Annotated in this window: 22 protein-coding genes; 16 read left to right on the top strand and 6 right to left on the bottom strand. The window is 67.1% G+C overall.

Features of this window, described 5'->3' with window-relative positions; genetic code table 11:
- The first annotated feature begins 48 nt into the window (after positions 1 to 48).
- The 16 genes from AC5RVY_RS13260 to AC5RVY_RS13185 all read left to right on the top strand — a co-directional run bounded on the left by AC5RVY_RS13260 (position 49) and on the right by AC5RVY_RS13185 (position 14,945).
- Positions 49 to 930: a shikimate dehydrogenase gene (locus AC5RVY_RS13260; protein WP_493955177.1), complete on the top strand. Its 882-nt coding sequence runs from the start codon at positions 49 to 51 to the stop codon at positions 928 to 930.
- Positions 930 to 2,807 carry a bifunctional sugar phosphate isomerase/epimerase/4-hydroxyphenylpyruvate dioxygenase family protein gene (locus AC5RVY_RS13255; RefSeq protein ID WP_493955176.1) on the top strand — a complete coding sequence of 626 codons (1,878 nt, stop codon included), beginning with the start codon at positions 930 to 932 and terminating at the stop codon, positions 2,805 to 2,807. The genes AC5RVY_RS13260 and AC5RVY_RS13255 overlap by 1 nt, the downstream gene beginning before the upstream one ends.
- A 38-nt stretch (positions 2,808 to 2,845) precedes the next feature.
- Positions 2,846 to 3,718, top strand: coding sequence for a protocatechuate 3,4-dioxygenase subunit beta (gene pcaH, locus AC5RVY_RS13250; protein ID WP_493955175.1), 873 nt, complete (start codon positions 2,846 to 2,848; stop codon positions 3,716 to 3,718).
- Positions 3,719 to 3,722: 4 nt separating this feature from the next.
- The gene (gene pcaG / locus AC5RVY_RS13245) at positions 3,723 to 4,280 is read left to right on the top strand and encodes a protocatechuate 3,4-dioxygenase subunit alpha (protein WP_493955174.1); all 558 of its coding nucleotides are present in this window, start codon (positions 3,723 to 3,725) and stop codon (positions 4,278 to 4,280) included.
- Positions 4,277 to 5,767: a lyase family protein gene (locus AC5RVY_RS13240; protein WP_493955173.1), complete on the top strand. Its 1,491-nt coding sequence runs from the start codon at positions 4,277 to 4,279 to the stop codon at positions 5,765 to 5,767. Before pcaG ends, AC5RVY_RS13240 begins: the two co-directional genes overlap by 4 nt.
- Positions 5,760 to 6,578: an alpha/beta fold hydrolase gene (locus AC5RVY_RS13235; RefSeq protein WP_493955172.1), complete on the top strand. Its 819-nt coding sequence runs from the start codon at positions 5,760 to 5,762 to the stop codon at positions 6,576 to 6,578. Before AC5RVY_RS13240 ends, AC5RVY_RS13235 begins: the two co-directional genes overlap by 8 nt.
- Positions 6,575 to 7,030 (top strand): 4-carboxymuconolactone decarboxylase, encoded by a 456-nt coding sequence (gene pcaC, locus AC5RVY_RS13230; protein ID WP_493955171.1) that lies wholly within the window; start codon positions 6,575 to 6,577, stop codon positions 7,028 to 7,030. The genes AC5RVY_RS13235 and pcaC overlap by 4 nt, the downstream gene beginning before the upstream one ends.
- Positions 7,027 to 8,262 (top strand): thiolase family protein, encoded by a 1,236-nt coding sequence (locus tag AC5RVY_RS13225; protein ID WP_493955170.1) that lies wholly within the window; start codon positions 7,027 to 7,029, stop codon positions 8,260 to 8,262. The genes pcaC and AC5RVY_RS13225 overlap by 4 nt, the downstream gene beginning before the upstream one ends.
- Positions 8,262 to 8,948: a 3-oxoacid CoA-transferase subunit A gene (locus tag AC5RVY_RS13220; protein WP_493955169.1), complete on the top strand. Its 687-nt coding sequence runs from the start codon at positions 8,262 to 8,264 to the stop codon at positions 8,946 to 8,948. Before AC5RVY_RS13225 ends, AC5RVY_RS13220 begins: the two co-directional genes overlap by 1 nt.
- Before the next feature lie 2 nt (positions 8,949 to 8,950).
- Complete coding sequence (locus AC5RVY_RS13215) at positions 8,951 to 9,625, top strand: 3-oxoacid CoA-transferase subunit B (RefSeq protein ID WP_493955168.1); 675 nt, start codon at positions 8,951 to 8,953, stop codon at positions 9,623 to 9,625.
- Between the two features lie 23 nt (positions 9,626 to 9,648).
- Positions 9,649 to 10,461 (top strand): IclR family transcriptional regulator domain-containing protein, encoded by an 813-nt coding sequence (locus tag AC5RVY_RS13210; RefSeq protein WP_493955167.1) that lies wholly within the window; start codon positions 9,649 to 9,651, stop codon positions 10,459 to 10,461.
- A 120-nt stretch (positions 10,462 to 10,581) separates the two neighbouring features.
- The gene (locus AC5RVY_RS13205; RefSeq protein WP_493955166.1) at positions 10,582 to 10,896 is read left to right on the top strand and encodes an MmcQ/YjbR family DNA-binding protein; all 315 of its coding nucleotides are present in this window, start codon (positions 10,582 to 10,584) and stop codon (positions 10,894 to 10,896) included.
- Positions 10,897 to 11,076: 180 nt separating this feature from the next.
- Positions 11,077 to 12,246 carry a Re/Si-specific NAD(P)(+) transhydrogenase subunit alpha gene (locus tag AC5RVY_RS13200; RefSeq protein ID WP_493955165.1) on the top strand — a complete coding sequence of 390 codons (1,170 nt, stop codon included), beginning with the start codon at positions 11,077 to 11,079 and terminating at the stop codon, positions 12,244 to 12,246.
- Positions 12,246 to 12,578 (top strand): NAD(P) transhydrogenase subunit alpha part 2, encoded by a 333-nt coding sequence (locus AC5RVY_RS13195; protein ID WP_493955164.1) that lies wholly within the window; start codon positions 12,246 to 12,248, stop codon positions 12,576 to 12,578. The genes AC5RVY_RS13200 and AC5RVY_RS13195 overlap by 1 nt, the downstream gene beginning before the upstream one ends.
- Entirely contained in the window at positions 12,575 to 13,948 is a 1,374-nt protein-coding gene (locus tag AC5RVY_RS13190; RefSeq protein ID WP_493955163.1) for an NAD(P)(+) transhydrogenase (Re/Si-specific) subunit beta, read from the top strand. Before AC5RVY_RS13195 ends, AC5RVY_RS13190 begins: the two co-directional genes overlap by 4 nt.
- 79 nt (positions 13,949 to 14,027) lie before the next feature.
- On the top strand, positions 14,028 to 14,945 hold the full coding sequence (locus AC5RVY_RS13185) for a diacylglycerol/lipid kinase family protein (RefSeq protein ID WP_493955162.1): 918 nt from the start codon (positions 14,028 to 14,030) through the stop codon (positions 14,943 to 14,945).
- A 6-nt stretch (positions 14,946 to 14,951) separates the two neighbouring features.
- Here AC5RVY_RS13185 and AC5RVY_RS13180 read toward each other — a convergent pair whose 3' ends face one another.
- The 6 genes from AC5RVY_RS13180 to AC5RVY_RS13155 form a co-directional block, all read right to left on the bottom strand.
- Positions 14,952 to 15,677, bottom strand: coding sequence for a maleate cis-trans isomerase family protein (locus tag AC5RVY_RS13180; RefSeq protein WP_493955161.1), 726 nt, complete (start codon positions 15,675 to 15,677; stop codon positions 14,952 to 14,954).
- A 7-nt stretch (positions 15,678 to 15,684) separates the two neighbouring features.
- Positions 15,685 to 17,121 carry an amidohydrolase family protein gene (locus AC5RVY_RS13175; RefSeq protein ID WP_493955160.1) on the bottom strand — a complete coding sequence of 479 codons (1,437 nt, stop codon included), beginning with the start codon at positions 17,119 to 17,121 and terminating at the stop codon, positions 15,685 to 15,687.
- A 26-nt stretch (positions 17,122 to 17,147) separates the two neighbouring features.
- The gene (locus AC5RVY_RS13170; protein ID WP_493955159.1) at positions 17,148 to 17,936 is read right to left on the bottom strand and encodes an aspartate/glutamate racemase family protein; all 789 of its coding nucleotides are present in this window, start codon (positions 17,934 to 17,936) and stop codon (positions 17,148 to 17,150) included.
- On the bottom strand, positions 17,936 to 18,616 hold the full coding sequence (locus AC5RVY_RS13165; protein ID WP_493955158.1) for a GntR family transcriptional regulator: 681 nt from the start codon (positions 18,614 to 18,616) through the stop codon (positions 17,936 to 17,938). Before AC5RVY_RS13165 ends, AC5RVY_RS13170 begins: the two co-directional genes overlap by 1 nt.
- A 76-nt stretch (positions 18,617 to 18,692) precedes the next feature.
- Positions 18,693 to 20,057: an MFS transporter gene (locus tag AC5RVY_RS13160; RefSeq protein WP_493955157.1), complete on the bottom strand. Its 1,365-nt coding sequence runs from the start codon at positions 20,055 to 20,057 to the stop codon at positions 18,693 to 18,695.
- A gap of 273 nt (positions 20,058 to 20,330) precedes the next feature.
- Positions 20,331 to 21,167 (bottom strand): ACT domain-containing protein, encoded by an 837-nt coding sequence (locus AC5RVY_RS13155; RefSeq protein WP_493955156.1) that lies wholly within the window; start codon positions 21,165 to 21,167, stop codon positions 20,331 to 20,333.
- Positions 21,168 to 21,321: the final 154 nt, after the last annotated feature.

Here is a 21,321-nt window from a genome sequence, read left to right as displayed (position 1 = left end):
ACCCTCCACAAGGAAGCTGCCCGGTGCCGTATCAAAGGAGCTGCACGGATGAGTAATCGAACTGAGTCCTACCTTGTGGGACTGGTCGGCGATGGCGTGATGCCGTCACTCACCCCGCCCATGCACGAACGCGAAGGGGACGTGCAGGGACTGCGCTACCTGTACCGGCCCATTGACCTGCTGGAGCTTGGCTTGCCCGGCGAATACGTCGGGAAGCTGCTGCACAGCGCCCGCACCCTGGGTTTCAACGGCCTGAACATCACCCACCCCTGCAAACAGCTGGTCCTGCAGCACCTTGACGAAGTGTCCCCGGACGCGCTTCGGCTGGGCGCCGTCAACACAGTGGTGATCGAGGACGGCCGCTTCATCGGCCACAACACCGACTTCTCCGGCTTTGCCGCCGCCCTCGCCGCGGGCCTTCCCGGCGCGCGGCTGGACCGCGTGGTGCAGCTCGGGGCAGGCGGGGCGGGCTCCGCCGTCGCGTATGCCCTGCTCACCGCCGGCGTCCGCCACCTGGACCTCGTGGACATGGACGCTGCCCGCGGTGCTGCCCGGGCGGAGGAGCTGGCCGGCTTCTTCCCGCAGAGCACCGTCACGGCACGTACGACGGCGGAGCTGCCGCAACTGATGCCCCTGGCCGACGGCCTGGTGCACTGCACCCCGGTGGGCATGGCCGCCCACCCCGGGCTCCCGCTGGATCTGGAGCTGGTGGAGTCCCGCCACTGGGTGGCGGACATTGTCTACCGGCCCATCGAGACGGAACTGGTCCGCGGCGCGCGCGCCAAGGGCTGCGACGTGCTGGACGGCGGCCGGATGGCCGTGGGCCAGGCCGCCGACGCTTTCCGCATTTTCACCGGACTGGAACCTGACGCGGAGCGCATGCGCAGCCACTTCCTGGAACTTGTCGCCGCCGAGGAGGTGGCTGCCTGATGCGCACCGGAATCGCCACCGTGTGCCTGTCCGGCACTTTGAAGGAAAAGATGCAGGCCTGCGCCATCGCCGGGTTTGACGGCATCGAAATCTTCGAGCAGGACCTGGTCACCTCACCCCTGGGCCCGGAAGAGGTCCGGACCACGGCCGCCGACCTCGGCCTGGGACTGGACCTCTACCAGCCGTTCCGCGATTTCGACGGCGTGACGCCCGAGCTCCTCAAGGCGAACCTCCGGCGGGCCGAGGCGAAGTTCAAGCTGATGTCCCGGCTGGGGATGGACACCGTCCTGGTCTGCTCGAACGTCGCCACTGCCACTATCGACGACGACGGCCTCCGCGCCGAGCAGCTCTCCGAACTCGCGCAGCTGGCCGGGGACCATGGCGTCAAGGTGGCCTACGAGGCCCTGGCCTGGGGCAAGTACGTCAACGACTACGAGCACGCCTACCGGCTGGTGGACATGGTGGACCGCCCCAACCTGGGCACCTGCCTGGACTCCTTCCACATCCTGTCCCGTGACTGGGACACCGCGCCGATCGAGAAGATCAACCCCGAAAAGATCTTCTTCGTCCAGGTGGCGGACGCCCCCAAGCTGACCATGGACGTACTGTCCTGGAGCCGGCACTACCGCGTCTTCCCCGGTGAAGGCCAGTTCGAGCTCGCCAAGTTCATGGGCCACGTGGTCCGCGCCGGCTACGCGGGCCCGGTATCGCTGGAGGTCTTCAACGACGTCTTCCGCCAGTCCGATGCGGAACGCACCGCCGTGGATGCCATGCGCTCGCTGATCTGGCTTGAGGAGCAGAGCGCCACATGGCTCGCCAGGAACTCTCCGGAAGGTTCCGCGGGCAGCGGCGCTGCAGGCCGCCGTCGTTATCCCATGGAACTGGCCACCCTCCCCAAGGTGAGCGAACCGGCCGGCTTCAACTTCGCCGAGGTCAAAGCCGACGATACCAACCAGCTGGAGAAGCTCCTGGGCCAGCTCGGCTTCGCGTTCGAAGGCCGGCACCGCACCAAGGCCGTCCAGCTCTGGACCATGGGCCAGGCACGCGTGATCATCAACGAACAGGCGGCCACACATGCGGAGCCGGCCATTGCCGCGCTGGGGTTCGACGTCGATTCACCCGTGATTGCCTCCGCCCGCGCCCAGCAGCTTAAGGCTCCCGTGGTGGCCCGCAAGGTGCAGGCCGACGAGGAAGTGTTCCAAGGCATCTCCGCCCCCGACTCCACGGAGATTTTCCTGTGCCAGGGCAGCCCCGACGGCACCGCCGCCTGGACCCGTGAGTTCGGCGAGGGGCTGGAACACCCGTGGGGGGGATCCGCGGCGGTCATTGACCACGTGAACCTGGCCCAGCCCTGGCAGCACTTCGACGAAGCCGTCCTCTTCTACACGAGCGCCCTCGCCCTGGAACCGCAGCCTTTTGCGGAGGTGCCGAGCCCCAGCGGCCTGGTGCGCTCGCAGGTCATGCAGACCTCAGACGGCGCGGTGCGGCTGGTCCTGAACCTGGCACCCAACCAGCAGGCCCCCGCTCAGCAGGCCCACAAGACCTACCAGGAACACATCGCCTTCGCCGTTGACGACCTGGTATCCACCGCCCGGTCCGCCCAAGACCGCGGCCTGGAGTTCCTGCAGATTCCGGCCAACTATTACGAGGACCTGGACGCGCGGTTCGACCTGGAACCGGGATTCCTGGCCACCCTCCAGGAGCTCAACCTCCTGTACGACCGGGACGCCAGCGGGGAATTCCTCCATTTCTACACCGCCACGGTGGGCAGTGTGTTCTTCGAAATGGTGGAACGCCGCGGCAGCTACGACGGCTATGGCGCGCCCAACGCTCCGGTCCGCCACGCAGTCCAATACGACTCGCTCCACCGCCCCTGAAACCACCCCAAACCAACCCCATTCGAAAGGAGCAAGCCGTGCCGGAAGACATCAATGTCGAGCTGGAATCGGAAGAGCTTGTGCCGCCCGCCGAGCCGAAGGCCGGGCACCTGCCCCTAGACCGTGCCACCGAAACGCAGGCGGACCTCAGTGCGGAGATCAACGCCCTGGGCGATGCCTACGTGCGGGCGCTCAAGGACGGCGCCCCGGCCGAGACCCAGCCCCGGCTGGACTACCCGCCCTACCGGAGCAGCATCCTGCGGCACCCCACCAAGAGCCTGCACCACGCGGACCCGGAAACCATCGAGTTGTACTCCCCGGCGTTTGGGCACCAGGACGTGCACGCGCTGGAATCGGACCTGACCATCCAGCACAACGGCGAGCCGCAGGGGGAGCGGATCATTGTGGCCGGCAAAGTGCTGGACGGCAACGGCCGCCCGGTGGCCGGCCAGCTCGTGGAGATCTGGCAGGCCAATGCGTCCGGCCGGTACATCCACAAGCGGGACCAGCACCCGGCCCCCATCGACCCCAACTTCACGGGCATCGGCCGTTGCATCACCGGCCCGGACGGTTCGTACCGGTTCACCACCATCAAGCCCGGCGCCTACCCGTGGAAAAACCACCTGAACGCCTGGCGTCCCGCGCACATCCACTTCTCGCTGTTCGGCACCGAGTTCACCCAGCGCATCATCACCCAGATGTACTTTCCGGGCGACCAGCTGTTCCCGCTGGATCCCATCTACCAGACCATCGTGGACCAGGACGCCCGCGACCGGCTCGTGGCGAACTACGACCATAGCCTGACCGAACCGGAATGGGCGCTGGGTTACAACTGGGACATCGTGCTGACCGGTCCCAAGCGGACCTGGACCGAGAACGAGGCACTTGGCGCAGAAGGCGATGAGGAATAGGCATATGAGCAGCACACTGGTTCCCACCCCCGGCCAGACCGTGGGCCCGTTTTACGGCTACGCCCTGCCGTTCGAGAAGGACAACGAACTCCTGGCCCCCGGCTCCCCGGGTTCCATCCGCCTGCAGGGCACCGTGTACGACGGCGCCGGGCAGACCATCCCGGATGCCATCCTGGAGATATGGCAGCCCGATTCCGAGGGCAGGATCGTCCAGAAGACCGGATCCTTGGTCCGTGACGGCTACACGTTCACGGGCTGGGGCCGCGGCGCCGTGGGAAACTCCGGCGTCTACACCTTCACCACCGTGAACCCCGGACCCACCAAGCCGGGTGCGGCGGCGTTCATCTCCGTGGCTCTGTTCGCCCGGGGCCTGACCAACCGGCTCTTCACCCGCATCTACCTGCCGGAGGACACCGAGGCGCTGGCCAACGATCCCCTGCTCACCTCGCTGGACCCGGAACGGCGCAAGACCCTCATAGCCCGGCGTGATCCCGACGGCGGCCTGACCTTTGATATCCGCCTTCAGGGTGAGGGCGAGACAGTCTTCCTGGACTTCCAGTGACCAGCGCGGCCAGTTCAGCAGGCGGAGCCTTTGCGCCCGGCGGCTTCGGGTCCGATGGTGACGCCGGCCTGCTCAGCCCTGTCTCCGCGTCGCCCCTTGTGGCGGCGCTGACCGGGGACCGCGCAGTTCTGGGGGCGATCCTCGCCGTCGAATCCGGCTGGGCTGCCGTGCTGGAGAAGGCGGGCCTGGCACCCGCGGGTGCCGCCGCCGTCGTCGCTTCCGCTGCTGAGGCGGCCCGCTACGATCCGGCGGACATCGCGCGCCGGGCCCAGGGCGGAGGCAACCCTGTGATCCCGCTGCTGGCCGACCTCCGCAAACAGGTCGAGGCGCTGGACACCGCCAACGTGGGGGCAGGGAAGGCCGTCCACGCCTCGCTGACCAGCCAGGACGTCCTGGACAGCGCGCTGATGCTGCTGGCCCGCAACACCGTTGAGGCGCTGCTGGCTGACCTGAAAGGCACCACGACGGCGCTCGCCGCCTTGGCGGAGCTGCATGCGGACACGCTGTGCGTGGGCAGGAGCCTGACCCAGCACTCGCTTCCGTATACGTTCGGCTTGCGGGCAGCGCAGTGGTTCCAGGGCGCAGCAGCCGCCGGCCGGTACCTGGAGAACCTGGAGTTCCCCGTCCAGTTCGGCGGCGCCGCCGGCACCCTGGCTGCAGGCACTGTCCTGAGCACCGGCTCCTCCGCCACACCCTTCAGCCTTGCCGATGCCCTGGCGTCCCAGCTGGGCCTCGCCCCGGAGCCTGCACCGTGGCACACCAACCGCCTGGCCATCACGTCATTGGGCCACGCCCTGGCAGCCGTGCTGGATGCCTTCGGCAAGATCGCAGCCGATGTTCTCTTCCTGAGCCGGCCGGAGGTGGGCGAACTGGCCGAGCCGCGGGCAGCCGGCCGTGGCGTTTCCTCGGCAATGCCGCAAAAGCAGAACCCGGTGCTGTCCGTCCTGGTACGCAGCGCTGCTCTCCAGGCACCCAACCTGGCAGCCCAGCTCCACCTCGCTGCCGCTAACTTCAATGACGAACGGCCGGACGGCGCCTGGCACACCGAGTGGCCAGCGCTCCGGCAGCTCCTGTCGTTGGCACTCGGCGCGGCCGGGCACGCCCGGGAGCTCGCCGAGGGACTGCAGGTCTTTCCGGAAGCCATGCGCCGCAACCTGGACCTCGCCGGCCCTTTGCTCCTGGCCGAGGGCGTAGGCGCCGCCGTGGCTCCGCTGCTGGGCGACAGGGATGGCCGCAACGGCAAGCAACAGCTTCAGGCCGTGGTGGATCAGACCCTCGAGGCCCCGCCCGCCGATCAGGCCGCAACCTATCGCAAGCTGCTCCGGGAAGCCGTTCCGGTGTCGGTCCTCCCCGACGTCCGGCTCGAGGACCTCCTCAACCCGGCCAGCTACCTGGGCGAGGCTGCTGAGATCTCCCGCCGGATCCTGGCGGCTTTTCCTGACTTTATTACCCGGACCACCAATGCGAATGGAGCTCCCCGTGGCTAAACCCGCCCTGAAGGCAGCGCTGCTGTCACCCCAGCGACCCCTGGGTGACCACCCCCTCCTGGTGGTGGGCCCGTCCCTGGGCACCTCTTCAGTCCTCTGGAACAGGGCCGCGTCATTGCTGGGCAACGACTACGACGTGGTGGCCTGGGACCTGCCGGGCCATGGTGTCTCGCCAGCGGCCACCGAAGCATTCGACGTCCCGGCGCTCGCGGATGCGGTGGTGGACCTCGTGGATTCCATCGCTCCCGGCGAGGCCTTCCACTATGCCGGTGTTTCGCTGGGCGGTGCCATCGGCCTGCAGCTCGGCATCAAGCATGCGGAGCGGCTCAAGAGCCTCTCCGTCCAGAACAGCGGAGCCAAGATCGGCACCCCGGAGGGATGGCTGGAACGTGCCGAAACCGTCCGCAGCCAGGGCACTCCGGTGATGATCCAGGGTTCTGCCGAACGGTGGTTCGCCCCCGGATTCATGGACCGCGAGCCCGAGCTGAGCAGCAGGCTCCTGCACGCCCTGCGCGACGCCGACCGCTTCAGCTACGCCTTCTGCTGCGAGGCTTTGGCGGCCTTCGATGTCCGGAAAGAGCTCGGCACCATCCGCGTCCCCACCCAAGTCATTGCCGGGGCCATGGATGGAGTCGCCACGCCGTCGATGGCTGACGAAGTGGCCGGCGGGATCACCGCGGGCGGAGGCACCGCTACCGCCGTCACGCTCGAAGGCGTGGCCCACCTGGCCCCGGCAGAGGCACCTGCCCACGTGGCGGAGCTGATGAGCGGCCTCCTCGCCTGGGCAGAATCACGGGAGGCGGCCAAGTGAGCGCTTTTGAACAGCAGGGCGCAGAACGGCCCGGCATCGACCGGCATGGCGTGGTCCGGCCCGACGCCACCAGCCAGGAGATCTACGACGGCGGCATGAAGGTCCGGCGCGAAGTCCTGGGGGACGCGCACGTGGACCGGGCCAATGCGAACAAGGACGGGTTCACGGAGGATTTCCAGGACATGATCACGCGTATCGCGTGGGGCGGCATCTGGACCCGCCCGGGGCTGACCCGCCAGATGCGTTCCGCCGTCACCATCACCGCGATGGTGGCGCACGGGCACTGGGAGGAGCTGGCCATGCACCTCCGCGCCGCCCTCGCCAACGGACTGACCAGGGACGAGATCAAGGAAATCCTGCTCCAAACGGCCATCTACTGCGGCGTCCCTTCCGCCAACACCGCCTTCAAAACTGCCCAACAGGTTTTTCGAGAAATGGACACAACCCCATGAACCAGGCTTTTGTGTACGACGCCGTGCGCACACCGTTCGGAAAGTTCGGCTCCGGCCTTGCTGCCGTGCGTCCGGATGACCTTGCCGCGCACGTTATCAGGGAGTCCGTCAACCGGGCCCCGGCGCTGGATCCGGAACGGATCGATGAGGTGGTGTTCGGCAATGCCAACGGCGCCGGTGAGGAGAACCGCAACATCGCCCGGATGGGCACCCTGCTGGCCGGCCTGCCCGTCTCAATCCCGGGCACCACGGTCAACCGCCTCTGCGGGTCCTCGCTGGATGCGGCAATCATCGCGTCGCGCCAGATCAACACTGGCGACGCGGACCTGGTGCTCGTGGGCGGTGCCGAGTCCATGTCCCGCGCGCCGTGGGTGCTGCCCAAAACCGAGAAGCCCTACCCAGCCGGGGACATGACCCTGGCTTCCACCACGCTGGGGTGGCGCCTGGTAAACAAGGCGATGCCCAAGGAATGGACCATCTCCCTGGGCGAGGCCACTGAACGGCTGCGCGAGAAGTACAAGCTGACCCGGCAGGCCCAGGATGAATTCGCAGCCAACTCGCACAACCTCTCCGCCGCCGCCTGGGACGAGGGCTTCTACGACAACCTGGTGGCCCCGGTACCGGGCACTGACCTGGTCCGGGACGAAGGCATCCGCCCCGGCTCCACCGCGGAGAAGCTGGCCGCCCTCAAGACGGTGTTCCGCAACGAGCCCGAGGGCGCCGAAGTGGGCGGCACGGTCACCGCGGGGAATGCTTCGCCATTGTCCGACGGCGCCTCCGCGGCGTGGATCGGCAGCGAAAGTGCCGGCGGGCTGCTGGGCCTTGAGCCCCTGGCCCGCATCGCAGGCCGCGGCGCGCACGGCAACGATCCCCAGTACTTCGGGTTCGCGCCGGTGGAGGCGGCGAACAAGGCACTGGCCAAGGCGGGCATCGGCTGGGACCAGGTGGGCGCCGTCGAACTTAACGAAGCCTTCGCAGCCCAGTCCCTGGCCTGCATCAACGCCTGGGGCATCGACCCCGCCATCGTGAACCGGCACGGCGGTGCCATCGCCATGGGCCACCCGCTGGGTGCTTCCGGGACCCGGATCCTGGGCACCCTGGCCCGGAGCCTGCAGGCCTCCGGGGAACGCTGGGGCGTCGCAGCCATCTGCATCGGCGTGGGCCAGGGCCTGGCCGTTGTCCTCGAAAACGTCACTGCCTCCAAAAACGCAACTGCCGGAAAGGCGAGCTGATGCTGAACTTCGTAGACAGTGTCCAGGAGGCCGTGGCGGGGATTAAGGACGGCTCCACCGTGATGATCGGCGGGTTCGGCAACGCCGGGCAGCCCTTTGAACTGATCGACGCGCTGATGGATTGCGGCGCCAAGGACCTCACCGTGGTGAACAACAACGCCGGCCAGGGCGACCAGGGCCTGGCGCTGCTGATCAAGGAAGGCCGGGTGAAGAAGATGATCTGCTCCTTCCCACGGCAGTCCGACTCCTGGCACTTCGACGCCAAGTACAAGGCCGGCGAGATCAAACTCGAGCTCGTGCCGCAGGGCAACCTGGCCGAGCGGATCAGGGCCGCCGGCGCCGGGATCGGCGGGTTCTTCACCCCCACCGGGTACGGCACCATGCTCGCCGAGGGCAAGGAAACCCGGATCATTGACGGCCGCGGCCAGGTGTTCGAAACACCCATCCACGCCGACGTCGCCCTGATCAAAGCCCTCACAGCCGACGGTAAAGGCAACCTCGTGTACCGCAAAACCGCCCGCAACTTCGGCCCCATCATGGCCGCAGCTGCCAGGCACACCATCGTCCAGGTCTCCGAAATCGTTCCCACCGGGAGCCTGGACCCGGAAAACGTGGTGACGCCCGGCATCTACGTCAACACCGTGGTCCGTGTCCCGGCAGCAGGCACCGCAGAGAAGGTGGCGTGAACATGAGCACCGCAACCAGCATCCAGACCAGCCAAAAGCCGTTGAACCGTGACGAGCTTGCCCGCCTGGTGGCAAAGGACATCGCCCCCGGGTCCTTCGTGAACCTGGGCATCGGCCAGCCCACCCTGGTCTCCAACTACCTCACCGACGAACAGGACATCACCCTCCACACCGAGAACGGGATGCTCGGCATGGGACCCGAGGCCAAGGGAGAGGAGATCGACGGCGACCTCATTAACGCCGGAAAGATCCCCGTTACCGAACTCCCGGGCGCGTCCTACTTCCACCACGCCGACTCGTTCGCGATGATGCGCGGCGGGCACCTGGACATCTGCGTCCTGGGCGCCTTCCAGGTCTCCATCACCGGTGACCTCGCCAACTGGCACACCGGGGCACCCGGGGCCATTCCCGCCGTCGGCGGTGCCATGGACCTCGCCACAGGCGCCAAGGACGTCTTCGTGATGATGACCCTGCTCACCCGCGAAGGTGCCTCCAAAATCGTGGAATCCTGCACCTACCCGCTGACCGGCGTCGGCTGCGTCACCCGTGTCTACACCGACAAAGCCGTTTTCCTCACCGGCCCCGACGGCGTCACCGTCCGCGAAACCTTCGGCTGCACCCTCGAAGAACTCCAGGACCTCGTGCCCGTCCCGCTCAAGGCTGCCGCGGCCAGCTGAGGCGGCCCCTAGGATTGGTAACCATGACCGACGCCGTCCGTACCGACACCCCGCCTGCCCCGCAGGCCAGTGACCAATACGTCCAGTCGCTGGCCCGCGGGCTCGCCGTGATCCGCGCGTTTAATACGGACCACCCGGTGATGACCCTCACCGAGGTGGCGGCCCGGACCGGCCTGACCCGGGCAACTGCGCGACGCTTCCTGCACACGCTGGTGGAGCTGGGCTATGTGCGGACTGACGGGAAGACGTTCGCCCTCACCGCCAAGGTGCTCCAGCTGGGCTACGCGTACCTGTCCGGGTTGTCGCTGCCGCAGTTGGCGCAGCCGCACCTGGAAGAGCTGTCCCTCAAACTGGGGGAGTCCACGTCCGCGGCGGTGCTCGACGGGACGGACATCGCCTACATTGCGCGGGTGACCACGCGGCGGATCATGAACGTGGGCATCACTGTGGGCACGCGCTTCCCCGCATACGCGACCTCCATGGGCAGGGTTCTCCTTGCCGGCCTGCCGCCGGCAGACCTGAAGGCATACCTGGCAGCCGCTGAGATCAAGCCACTGACGCCACGTGCCATTGGCAGCGTCAACGAGTTGCTCGCAATCCTGGAGACCGTCCGGGCCCAGGGCTGGTGCCTGCTGGACCAGGAGCTGGAGCTGGGCCTGATGTCCGTAGCGGCGCCGGTTCATGACGGGCCAAAAGTAGTGGCCGCCGTCAATGTCTCCCTGCAGGCCCAGTCCGTGGCCGCCCAGCCCGACCCTGACGCTTACCTGGCGTCGGTGGCGCAGGAAATCGTGGCGACGGCTAAACTCATCTCCGCCGATCTGGGCGCTCGGGGCTGACAAAAACCGGCCGGGGCGCGGGAGCGTACCGTCAGGGTGGTTCATTGCGCAGGGACTGTCCCTGCGCAAGGCACCCGGGTTTCGTTGCGCAGGCCGGTTTATCAAGGCAGACTCGGACCCGTGGCTACAGAGGACGATGTCAGAAGAGCTGCCATGGCCCTGCCCGGCGTCACCGAGCGGTTGAGCTGGGGCCGGCCGGCGTGGTTTGCCAGGACCCTGATGGCCCGGATCTGGGAACCCGGAGTGCTCACCGTCAAGACCGAAGAACGCCAGGCACTCGCCGGCACTGAACCGGACATCTTCTACTGGACGCCCCATCACGAGCGTTCACCCCAGCTGGTCCTGGTACGGCTGGACCGGATCGACGGGAAGCTGCTCGGGGAACTGCTGGAGGATTCCCACCGCCTCGCTGGAGGGGACAAGGGAAGCCGCTGAGGTAACTCTTTGCCACCCAAGCCGGCCGCCCCACTCCCGCCGTAGGGGCGCGGGCCATAGACTCTAGCCAACTACGTGCAGCAGCGCCGCTCCGCGAAGCCGGGCCCAACGGTTGCAGAGATCCAGGGGCCCGATCGAGACGGCCACACTGCCGCACCCGTCAGGAAGGGGAGTGCGCGGGTGAAACTGGGCATACCGCGGGAACGCCGGGAGGGTGAGCGGCGCGTAGCTGCGACGCCGGACACGGTGAAGCAACTGGTGGCCTTGGGCCTGGACGTGGTGGTGGAGTCCGGAGCAGGGGAAGCCGCCGGACACCCGGACCACGATTACCGTCACGCCGGCGCAGCCACAGTGGTGGAACTGGACCTGGCGACGCTGGACGTCCTCGCCCATGTCCGGCCCCTCGATCCGCACATCGCCGCGTCCCTCAAAAGGGGAACCATCACGGTAGGGCTCGCCTCGCCGTCGTCCGAACTCCCCACCGTCGAGGCTCTCACGGATGCCGGCATCACCGCCTTCGCCCTGGAACTGGTGCCCCGCATCTCCCGCGCCCAGTCCATGGACGCCCTCAGCTCCCAGGCACTCGTCGCGGGCTACCGGTGCGTCCTGGAGGCCGCCATCCGGCTGCCCCGGTTCTTCCCGCTGTACATGACAGCCGCCGGAACCGTCCCGCCGGCACGTGTCCTCGTCCTCGGCGCGGGGGTGGCCGGACTTCAGGCCATCGGCACCGCGAAACGGCTCGGGGCCCGCGTCTTCGCCAACGACATCCGCCCCGCCTCCGCCGATGAGGTCGCCTCGATGGGTGGCACATTCATCCGGCTGGACCTCGAAACGGCCGAGGCTGCCGGCGGCTACGCCCGCCAGCTCAGTTCCGACGCCGGCACCCGGCAGCGGCAGCTGCTCGCACCGCACGTGGCGCAGGCGGATGTCCTGATCACGACGGCGGCGGTCCCCGGCAGGCGCGCCCCGCTCCTTGTCACCACCGAAATGGTGCAGGGCATGCGCCCCGGATCCGTCGTCGTCGACCTCGCCGCCGAGTCCGGCGGCAATGTGGAAGGATCAGTTCCGGGCCAGGAGATCCCCGTACCCACGGCTGATGGCGCAGGCGAGGTCACCCTGGTAGGCCTCAGGGACGCGCCGTCCGCGATGGCCTCCGACGCATCCCGCCTTTACGCGAAAAACGTGGCCAACCTGCTGGCGCTCATGATCAAGGACGGCGCTGCCATGCTGGATTTCGACGACGAAGTGCTGGCGGGTGCCTGCCTGACGCACGACGGCGCAGTGCGGCACCAGCCCACCGCGGAACTCCTGGGCACCAGGACCAGGACCCGGCAGGAAGGGTTGCTCTGATGGACGGAATCAGCCTGCTGACCATCACCGTGCTGGCGGTGTTTGTTGGCTTCGAAGTGGTCTCCAAGGTATCCAGCACCCTGCACACCCCGCTGATGTCCGGCGCCAACGCCATCCACGGGATCATCCTGGTGGGAGCCATCATTGTTGCCGGCCAGGCCGCGGACCCGTGGCTGCTCGCGGTGGCCCTCCTCGCCGTCGTCCTTGCCACCGCCAACCTGGTGGGCGGTTTTGTGGTGACGGACCGCATGCTGCACATGTTCCATGCCAGGAAAGAAGTGGGCCGCAAGGACAGCACACAAGCCGCGCCACGGAAGGTGGAAGGCAGATGATGCTCCTTGACCCCGTCTGGACTTCGCTGCTGTACCTGGCCGCTGCTGTGTGCTTCATCCTGGCCCTGCGCGGCCTCAGCTCGCCCCGCACCGCCCGCCGGGGAAACCTGATCGGCGCCCTGGGAGCCCTGATCGCCGTCGTCGCCGTCTTCCTGTCCGCCCGGCTGGAGAACGTCCCCCTGATCCTCGCCGCCATAGCCGTGGGCACAGCGGTGGCTGCTCCAGTGGCACGGCGGGTAAAAATGACGCAGATGCCGCAGCTGGTGGCCCTGTTCAACGGCGTGGGCGGCGGAGCGGCCGCGCTTGTGGCCCTCCTGGAACTCAGCCACTCGAACGACCCCTGGGTGCGCCTGGCCATCGTCTTCACCCTCCTGGTGGGCGCCGTTTCCTTCGCGGGCTCCGGCGTCACGTTCGCCAAGCTGCAGGAACTGATGACCAGTCGGCCGGTGGTGTTCCCGGGCCTTCCGGCGGTGATGGCACTGGTGCTGCTCGCGTCGGTGGCAGCTGGCGCTGCCGTCATCCTCACGGGGTCGTCCGCGCTCGCGGTGCTGCTCCTGATGCTGGGGCTTGCCGCCGGGGTGCTCCTGGTGCTGCCCGTGGGCGGCGCGGACGTGCCGATCGTGATCTCGCTGCTGAACGCGTTCACCGGCCTGGCCGTGGCCGCCTCGGGCCTGGTGCTCGGCAATGTGCTCCTGGTGGTGGCGGGCACGCTGGTGGGCGCATCGGGCACCATCCTCACCCGCGCCATGGCTGCCGCGATGGGCCGCCACGTTGCCGGCATCCTGTTCGGCGCCTTCCGAGGAGGTTCGACGGCGGGATCCACCGCCGTCAGCGACCGTCCGGTCCGGTCTTCCAGCCCCGAGGACGTGGCCGTGCTCCTTGGCTACGCGCAGCGCGTGATCATTGTTCCCGGTTACGGGCTTGCTGTGGCGCAGGGCCAGCACACTGCCGCCGAATTGGCGCAGGCCCTGGAAGCGCGCGGCATCGACGTCGATTTTGCCATCCATCCCGTGGCAGGCCGCATGCCCGGTCACATGAATGTGCTCCTGGCCGAAGCCAACGTCCCGTATGAATCACTCAAGGAGATGGGCGAGATCAACCCGGAATTCAAGACGGCCGACGTGGCGCTGGTGGTCGGCGCGAACGACGTCGTGAACCCCGCGGCCAAGACCTCCTCCGGATCGCCCATCTACGGCATGCCCATCCTGGAGGTGGCGGACGCCCGGCAGGTAGTGTTCCTGAAACGGTCCATGCGGCCGGGTTTCGCTGGAATCGAGAACGAATTGCTCTACCAACCCCAGACCTCCCTGCTCTTCGGCGACGCGAAGGACTCGCTGGCCCAGGTCCTGGGAGCGGTGAAGACCTTGTAGCCGCCCTGCTGCCTGCCGGTCCCCGGGCAGGCTAGTCTTCTGTGAGAAGTACCCTTCCCATTCGCCACCAGAGGACACCATGACTGCCAATTCCACTGCCCCCCAGCGCGCAGCCATCATCATCAATCCTGCCAAACCGGTGGACATCGATGTGCGCGGGCTCGTCGCCAAGCACTGCGTCGAAAACGGCTGGGGCGAGCCGCTCTGGTTCGAGACCACCAAGGAAGACCCCGGCGTCGGCCAGGCCAAGGAAGCCCTCGAGCAGGGGGCCGACATCGTCATTGCCGCGGGCGGCGACGGGACGGTCCGGTGCGTGGCCGAGGTGCTTTCCGGCGGCGATACCCCCATGGGCCTGCTTCCGCTTGGCACGGGAAACCTCCTGGCCCGCAACCTCGGCATGGACGTTACCGACTACGACGGCGCCATGGCCGGTGCGCTGATCGGGACGGAGCGGAAGATCGACGTGGTCCGGGCCCGCCGCAGCGATCCGGACAAGGAGCAGCTCTTCCTGGTGATGGCTGGCGTGGGGTACGACGCCACGATCATGGCGGACACGAACGAGGACCTTAAGGACAAGGTGGGCTGGCTGGCCTATGTGGATGCCGGTATCCGGAACCTGCCGGGCAAGCCGGTCAAGGCCACCATCGTGATCGACGGCAAGATGGCAGTGCAGCGCGGCGTCCGCAGCGTGATGGTGGGCAACTGCGGCAAGGTCCAGGGCGGCCTGGAGATCTTCCCGGAGGCGAAGATGGACGATGGACTGCTGGATGTGGCCGTGCTGGCCCCGCACCATGGAAGGCTGGGCTGGCTCTCCGTCATTGCCGGAATGATCGGCAAGGGCCGCGGCAAAGATACCGCGGTGGAGTACTACCAGGGCAAGACCGTGGAGATCATCCTGGAACACAACGACGATTACCAGCTCGACGGCGACCACGAGGGCCAGGGCAAGCACGTCAAGATGACCATGGAGCCGTCCGCCCTGACCCTCCGGATGTAAGTTTTCCTAGCTGAGCAGCCGGCCCCAGCGTGATTCCAGCAGCGGCGCCCCGGCCAGCCTGAGTGCGTGCCAGAGCGTCACGGCCACCGAATCCAGCACAGGAACTCCGGTACCGTCCTCGATCTCGGCCGCAATGTTCGCACCGTAGAGGTTGGTGCACAGGTAGACCAGGGCATCCGGGGCGGCCGCGGCGAGTTCAAACGAACCGGGCCGCATTTCGTCGTCGGTCACCCGCGCGAAGGACTCGTTGTCGCTCAGGCCCAGCGCGCGGTGGTCCACGGTCTTGATGCCTTCACGCTCGTAGGCCGCGATCACCCGGTGGTTGACGTCCTCGGTGTACGGCGTGAACAAGGCAATCCGCTCGGTTCGAAAGGCCTTGAAGGCATCCAGGTAGGCCAGCGTGGAGGTGGTGGCCGGGATACCGGTGGCGTCGGTGATTTCATGGACCAGCTCCCGGTCGTGTCCGGCCCCCAGCCACGAACCGGAGGTGCCGTTCCAGGCAATAACGTCAACGTCCGCCGTCGCGAGGAGCTTGGCGGCATCGCGCATGACCGTTGCATCGAACTGGCGGTCGGAGGAGTCGTCCAGGGCGATCCTGGTGACGGGAATGCGGGTGGAGTGGATGGTGACATCGGTCCTGCCGCCCAGGATCCGGTAGCTCTGCGGTTCGAGGCAGGTGTTGGAGGACGGCACGATCATGCCGATCCGCTTGGGGCGTGTTGTCTCGGGCATGGGGTTCCTAAAGGTGGGCAGCTGCGGTAGTTTGTGCGGTGCCGGAGGGCTGGGTGGACTGGTGCTCGCGGAAGCCGGTGCGGGCGATGAACCGTCCCGCGGCTCCGGGGTCGTGGAAGCCGTTGGCGTCCAGTACCACCCGGCCCCGGGAGATCACGACTGCGGGCCAGCCTGTGAGCGCCTTCCCCTCGAAGGGCGAAAAGTCGGTTCCCATGTGCAGGGCGCTCCCGTCCACCACGCGCTCCTCCGCGGGGTCGAAGATCACCAGGTCGGCATCGAATCCGGCGGCGATGCGGCCCTTGCCGGGAACGGCATTGATCCTTGCCGGCGCGGCCGAGAAGGCCTCTACGAAGTCCTCAGCACTGGCGCCCGCCGACGCCATAGCTGTGAAAGTCACCGGCATCCTGGTTTCCACGCCAGGCAGGCCGTGGGGCATGGCGCGCACGTCGTCTGTGCGCTCGCGCTTTTGGGACAGGTCGTAACAGGAGTGGTCGGAGGACATGGTGTGGATGGCCCCGGAGGCCAGCCGTTCCTTGAGCGCGGCGACTGTTTCAGGATTGCGCATGGGCGGGCAGCAGGCGAACCACTCAGGGAAAGCAGAGCTGTAGACGGAGTCATCGAGGGTGACGTAGTGCGGGCAGGTTTCGGAGAAGGCGGCTGTTCCGCGGGTCCGCGCCTCTGTCACCAGATCCACGGCTCCGGGCGTTGACTGGTGGACAAAGTAGACGGGGGCTCCGGTGTACTCGGCCATGGCCAGGGTCTCCTTGACCGACAGCTCCTCCGCAAGCTCGGGGCGCGTCCGGTGCAGGTGCTCAATCCCTATCCGGCCGTCCTGGGCATGCTGTTCGGTGCAGTCCGTGATGATGGGATCGTGCTCGGCGTGGATGTATGTGAGCCCGTCCAGGCGGACCATCTCGCGCATGACCTTCAGGATGGTGTCCCCGTCAGCCATGGTGGTGCCGCGGTTGGTGGTGTACATCTTCACCGAGCGCACGCCCTCCGCCGCGAGCTGCTCCAGCTGCCAGGGCACTGTTTCGTCCCAGCTGATCACGGCGCCATGGAGGGCGACGTCGCACCTGGATTCAAGGGCCAGTTCCTTTTTGTGCAGGACGGCGGCGAGCGGGGTCTCCTGGGCATCGCGGGGGATGCCGAAGTCGATGATGGTGGTGGTGCCTCCCCACAGGGCCGCGGTGGATGTGGTCCGGTAATCGTCCAGCGTGCGGAAGCGTCCCGTCACCTGCGCGACATGGCAGTGCCCATCGACGCCGCCCGGAATCACGAGCTTCCCGCCGGCGTCAATGGTCTGCGCGGCGTCGGGGACGGCTTCCGAGGAATCGATCAGTCCGGAGACCAGGCCGTCCCGGACCACAATATGGGCGTTCTGGCGGCCGAAGCTGTTAACCACGGTGGCGTTGGCAATGACAAGGTCTGGCTGGCGGGACATCGGTGTCCTCTTTCTGAAGATGGGGTTTAGGCGCCGGGCAGCGCGTGGACGGCGCCGGCCTGGGCGGCGGTGAGGGCGGCTTCGAGGTTGTGGCTCAATCCCTTGCGTCCTTTGACGGGAGGGGGAGCGAAGGCCCCTGCCTGGTGGCTTCCGGACTGGAGGCCAACCACTGCTTCGGCCATCCGGATGCCGGCCGAGATGCCGTCCACCACGGGTACCTGGATCTGGCCTTTGAGTTCGCGGGCCAGCCCGGCCAGGGGCGCGCCTGCGAGGATGACGACGTCGGCGCCGTCCTCTGCGACGGCCTGCCGGCTCAGTGCCAGGAGGGTTTCCTTGAAGTCCTGCTGGACGGAGCCGATGCTGTTGAGGGATTCGTTGATGGACCGGATGGAGGCCAGCCGGCCAGCCAGGCCGAACCGTTCCACGCAGTCCAGGTACCAGGGCTTGATCCGGTCCGAAATGGCGATGATGGAGAAGCGGTGGCCCTGCAGCGCAGCAGCACAGAGCGCAGCCTCGGTGATGCCGATTACCGGAACGTCTGCCAGTTCCTTCAGGGCGGGCATGCCGGGGTCGCCGAAGGCTGCCACCACCACACCGTCTACCGGATCGGTTCCCGGTTGGGTATGTTCTGCGATGATTTCTGCCACGGCTCCGGCGGCGATGAGGGCTTCAAAGCGGGTTTCGACGTACTCCACTCCATGGCTGGCTGTGCGGACCAGCAGTTCCGTTCCCGGCGCGGCGGAGCGGAGGGCTTCGGATTCGATCAGGGCGGTCACATCGTCACTGATGTTGGGGTTGATGACCAGGAGTCGCATTATTTCTTCCGGTGGAGTTGGGGTTCGGTTTTCTGGAAGTCATCCGGGAACTGCTCGCGGTACTTTCCAATGTGGGAGGCGGACTGGGCGGCGGCCCGGTCCGGATCTCCGCTGGCGATGGCGGCGTACAACTCGCGGTGTTCCCGGATGAGCTCCGGCAGGTCGCTGACATGGCGGAACAGCCAGTGCATGCGGCCCTGGAGGGGCTCGAGCGCGGATTTGAGGAAGTTGTTGTCCGCGATGCCGGTGATCGCATCGTGGAATTCGCTGTTGGCACGGTGGGCCTCCATAACGGCGCCCTTGGCAAGAAAGTCCTCGGCGTTGTCCAGAAGGGTTTTCAGGGAGGCGAGGTCCGCTGTGGTGGCCCGGACGGCGGCAAGCCGGCAGGCCAGGACTTCAAGGGATTGCCGGACGTCAAAGAGGTCCTCCACGTCCTTGGGGCTGAGTGTGCTGACTTCTGCTCCCCGTGCTCCCCGGTCACTGATGAGGCCTTCCTGGCGGAGCATCCGCAGTGCTTCGCGGACGGGGAGCCTGGAAACGGAGAACTCCGCGGCCAGGTCGCGCTCCACCAGCCGGGTGCCGGGAGCGTAGTGTCCTTCGAAAATCCGGGTGCGGAGGGTGTCCCGGACAGTTTCGCGGAGGGGGCGTTCCTTGTCCTGGGTCTCTTCTGCGGTCAGCATGGTGCTCCATTCGGATTCTTGATGTACACCGCTCCCGGCGGCCGGGGGCGTTAATTTGTTGCCTTGGATGGCTAGCTTAGACAGGGAGCCGCTTGTTGTAGTTCAGGGTCAGGACCGAGGCGCCCATGATCACCGCGGAGCCCACGAAGTACAGCAGGGCCCAGGTGTAGGAGCCCGTTGCGCCAACAATGAGTCCGACGGCGATGGGAGTGACGAACCCGGAGATGTTGCCGCTGAAGTTCATGGCGCCGCCCAGCACGCCAGCGTTGGTGCGGCCGCCCAGGATGGACGGGATGCTCCAGAACAGGCCCACCCAGCGCAGGAAGAACATCACCAGCGAGAGGAGTACCACAGCAGTTGTGGGGTCCGGGACCACCGTAACGCCCACCAGGCCGCCGATGACAACAGCGCTGGAGATGCCCAGGAGGGTGCGCATCACGCGGTTGGCTGAGGCGCCGGAGGCACGCCATTTGTCAGCGATGGTGCCGCCGATGATTTCCCCGACGAATCCCGCTCCGAAGATCACGAACGTGGACCAGCCGATGGTCTTCAGGTCAAAACCCTTGGCTTGTGCCAGGTAGAGCGGACCCCAGGTCAGCAGGCCGTAGAACACGCCGTTGAAGCCCAGCCAGCCGAGGCACATGGCCCAGAAGGAACGGAATTTGAGGTAGGGGAGCAGGGCACGCTTGCCCTGGCTGCCGTCGAGCTTTGCCTCGGCATCCTCGGCGGTGTGGGAGGCCTCGATATATGCTGCCTCGGCTTCGTTAACGCCCCGGTGCTGGCGGGGGTTGTCCCGGACGTACCACCAGACGGCCAGGCCCATGAGGACGGTGGCGGCGCCGGCGATGACAAAGGACCAGCGCCAGCTGCCGGTGGAGGCAATCAGCCCGGCGATGATGATGCCGCCCAGTCCGGCGCCGAGCGGGGCACCGGCGTCCAGGATGGTGGCGCCGCGGCCGCGTTCGGACTTGTGCATCCAGATGGCATTGAGCTTGCCGCCGGCGGGCATCACGCCGGCCTCGGTGACGCCGATGCCCATGCGGGCAATGAACATGCTGAGGAAGCCGCCGGCCATGCCGGATGCTGCTGTGGCAGCACCCCAGCCAATGCAGGATGCGGTCATGACCTTGCGGGGACCGAACTTGTCGATCAGCAGGCCTACGGGAATCTGCATCAGCGCGTAGGTCCAGAAGAAGGCGGAGAGCAGAAGGCCCACCAGTTCGGGGGCGAGGTTGAATTCTTTCTGGATGATGGGGAGCGCTACGGAAATTGAGCCGCGGTCGATGTAATTGACCGCTACCAGGACCAGGAGCAGCAGGAAGAGCTTCCAGCGGACTGTGGTGCGTCGTTGCACGCCGTCCTTGCCGGGTTCGTCTGAGGTTGCGGTTGTCGAAGCGCCTTCGGCGGATGCCGCCGTGGTTTCGGTGTTGGGGATGGACACAGCTTCTCCTTCACGGGGAAGTTTACGGATGGGAGGTAATGGGTGGAATGCGTGGGCAGATATGCCATGCAGGAGAGGCCCACGGAAAACAAAGATGCGTGTGCGGCGGCGATCCGGAGCGCCGGGGCTTTTCATCCTTTTGGGATCCCAACTTGGGATCCCAAAATCAAAGATAGGAGTGACCCGCGCCACTGTCAAGGCTTTTCGGTAAGTGGGCGTCCGGGATTCCTGGAAACAAATTGTGACTGCCCGGCTGCTGAGGGGGTCCGGTGGCTACTGGGAAGAGGGTGTCCGCCGGTGGGCCAGGATCTCGGCGAGCTCCGCGAGCCGGTGTGCCCGGGCCGATTCGGCGGGGGTAAACGGCTCCCCGGGCCGGACGAAGGTGATGGGGCCGTGCCATGCGGTGGGGATCTTGAGGCGGGTGCCGGCGTCGTGCCTCTCCAGTGCGGCCTGTGCAGGGCTGAGGATCCTCGCCTGCAGCAGCTCTGCCACGGCCAGTGGAAGCTCGTCCGGCGCGTCCGCGATCCGGGCGGCCAGGGTAAGCGCCTTGGTCTGCCCGTCAGCCATGGCCAGCGCGGTGGTGGGCCAGACGTGTGAACGGGTGCCCCCGCCGTCGTTCAGGGCGTCCAGGAGTTGGCGTTCGCCAAGGTGCCCCGGGGCCGACAGGACGAACTCATCCAGGACGCCGCCCGCCACTGGGTGCACATGGATGCTCAGGATATTCGCTCCTGTCCTGGCCAGTGCCCGGGTCAGGCGCTGCAGGGAGCCCGGCTCGTCGCACAGGATGGTGCGGGCCCGCCACAGGGCAGGTGCGGCGCCCAGGTTCCGCCGGTGGCGCAGTGCCGGTGCGTGCAGCCAGCCGCGCAGGATCCGGGCTGCCGAAGGTTCGGCTACCCAGATCACCAGCACCGTCGCAGTCAGGGTGAGTACCAGGACCTTGGCCACGTACGGCAGATGGGTCTCCACCACCAGGGCGTGTACCAGGAGCTCGATGGGCAGCATCACCGCCACGTTCGCCATGGTCAGCCTCGCTTTGGGGGGTTCGGGCATCATGCCGCAGACTTCGCAGCTCAACTCGGCCGCGGGCGTGTTCCGTGCGGAAGGCTTCATGCCTCAAGCATTGTGGCCACCTGTTTCAGCGGTGTTGCCCCGCCGTTCCATTCAGGGGAACGCCGTTGGCCGGCTGCAGGGGGCAGCGCCGTAGGATTTAGCAGGAACGTCAGCGCGGCCGGCCGTCAAAAGTCCACCCGCACTGCAGGAAGGC

Source organism: Arthrobacter sp. Ha26 (genome assembly GCF_059091705.1).
The sequence above is the reverse complement of the archived record's forward strand: the minus strand, read 5'-3'. Positions and strand labels throughout refer to the sequence as shown.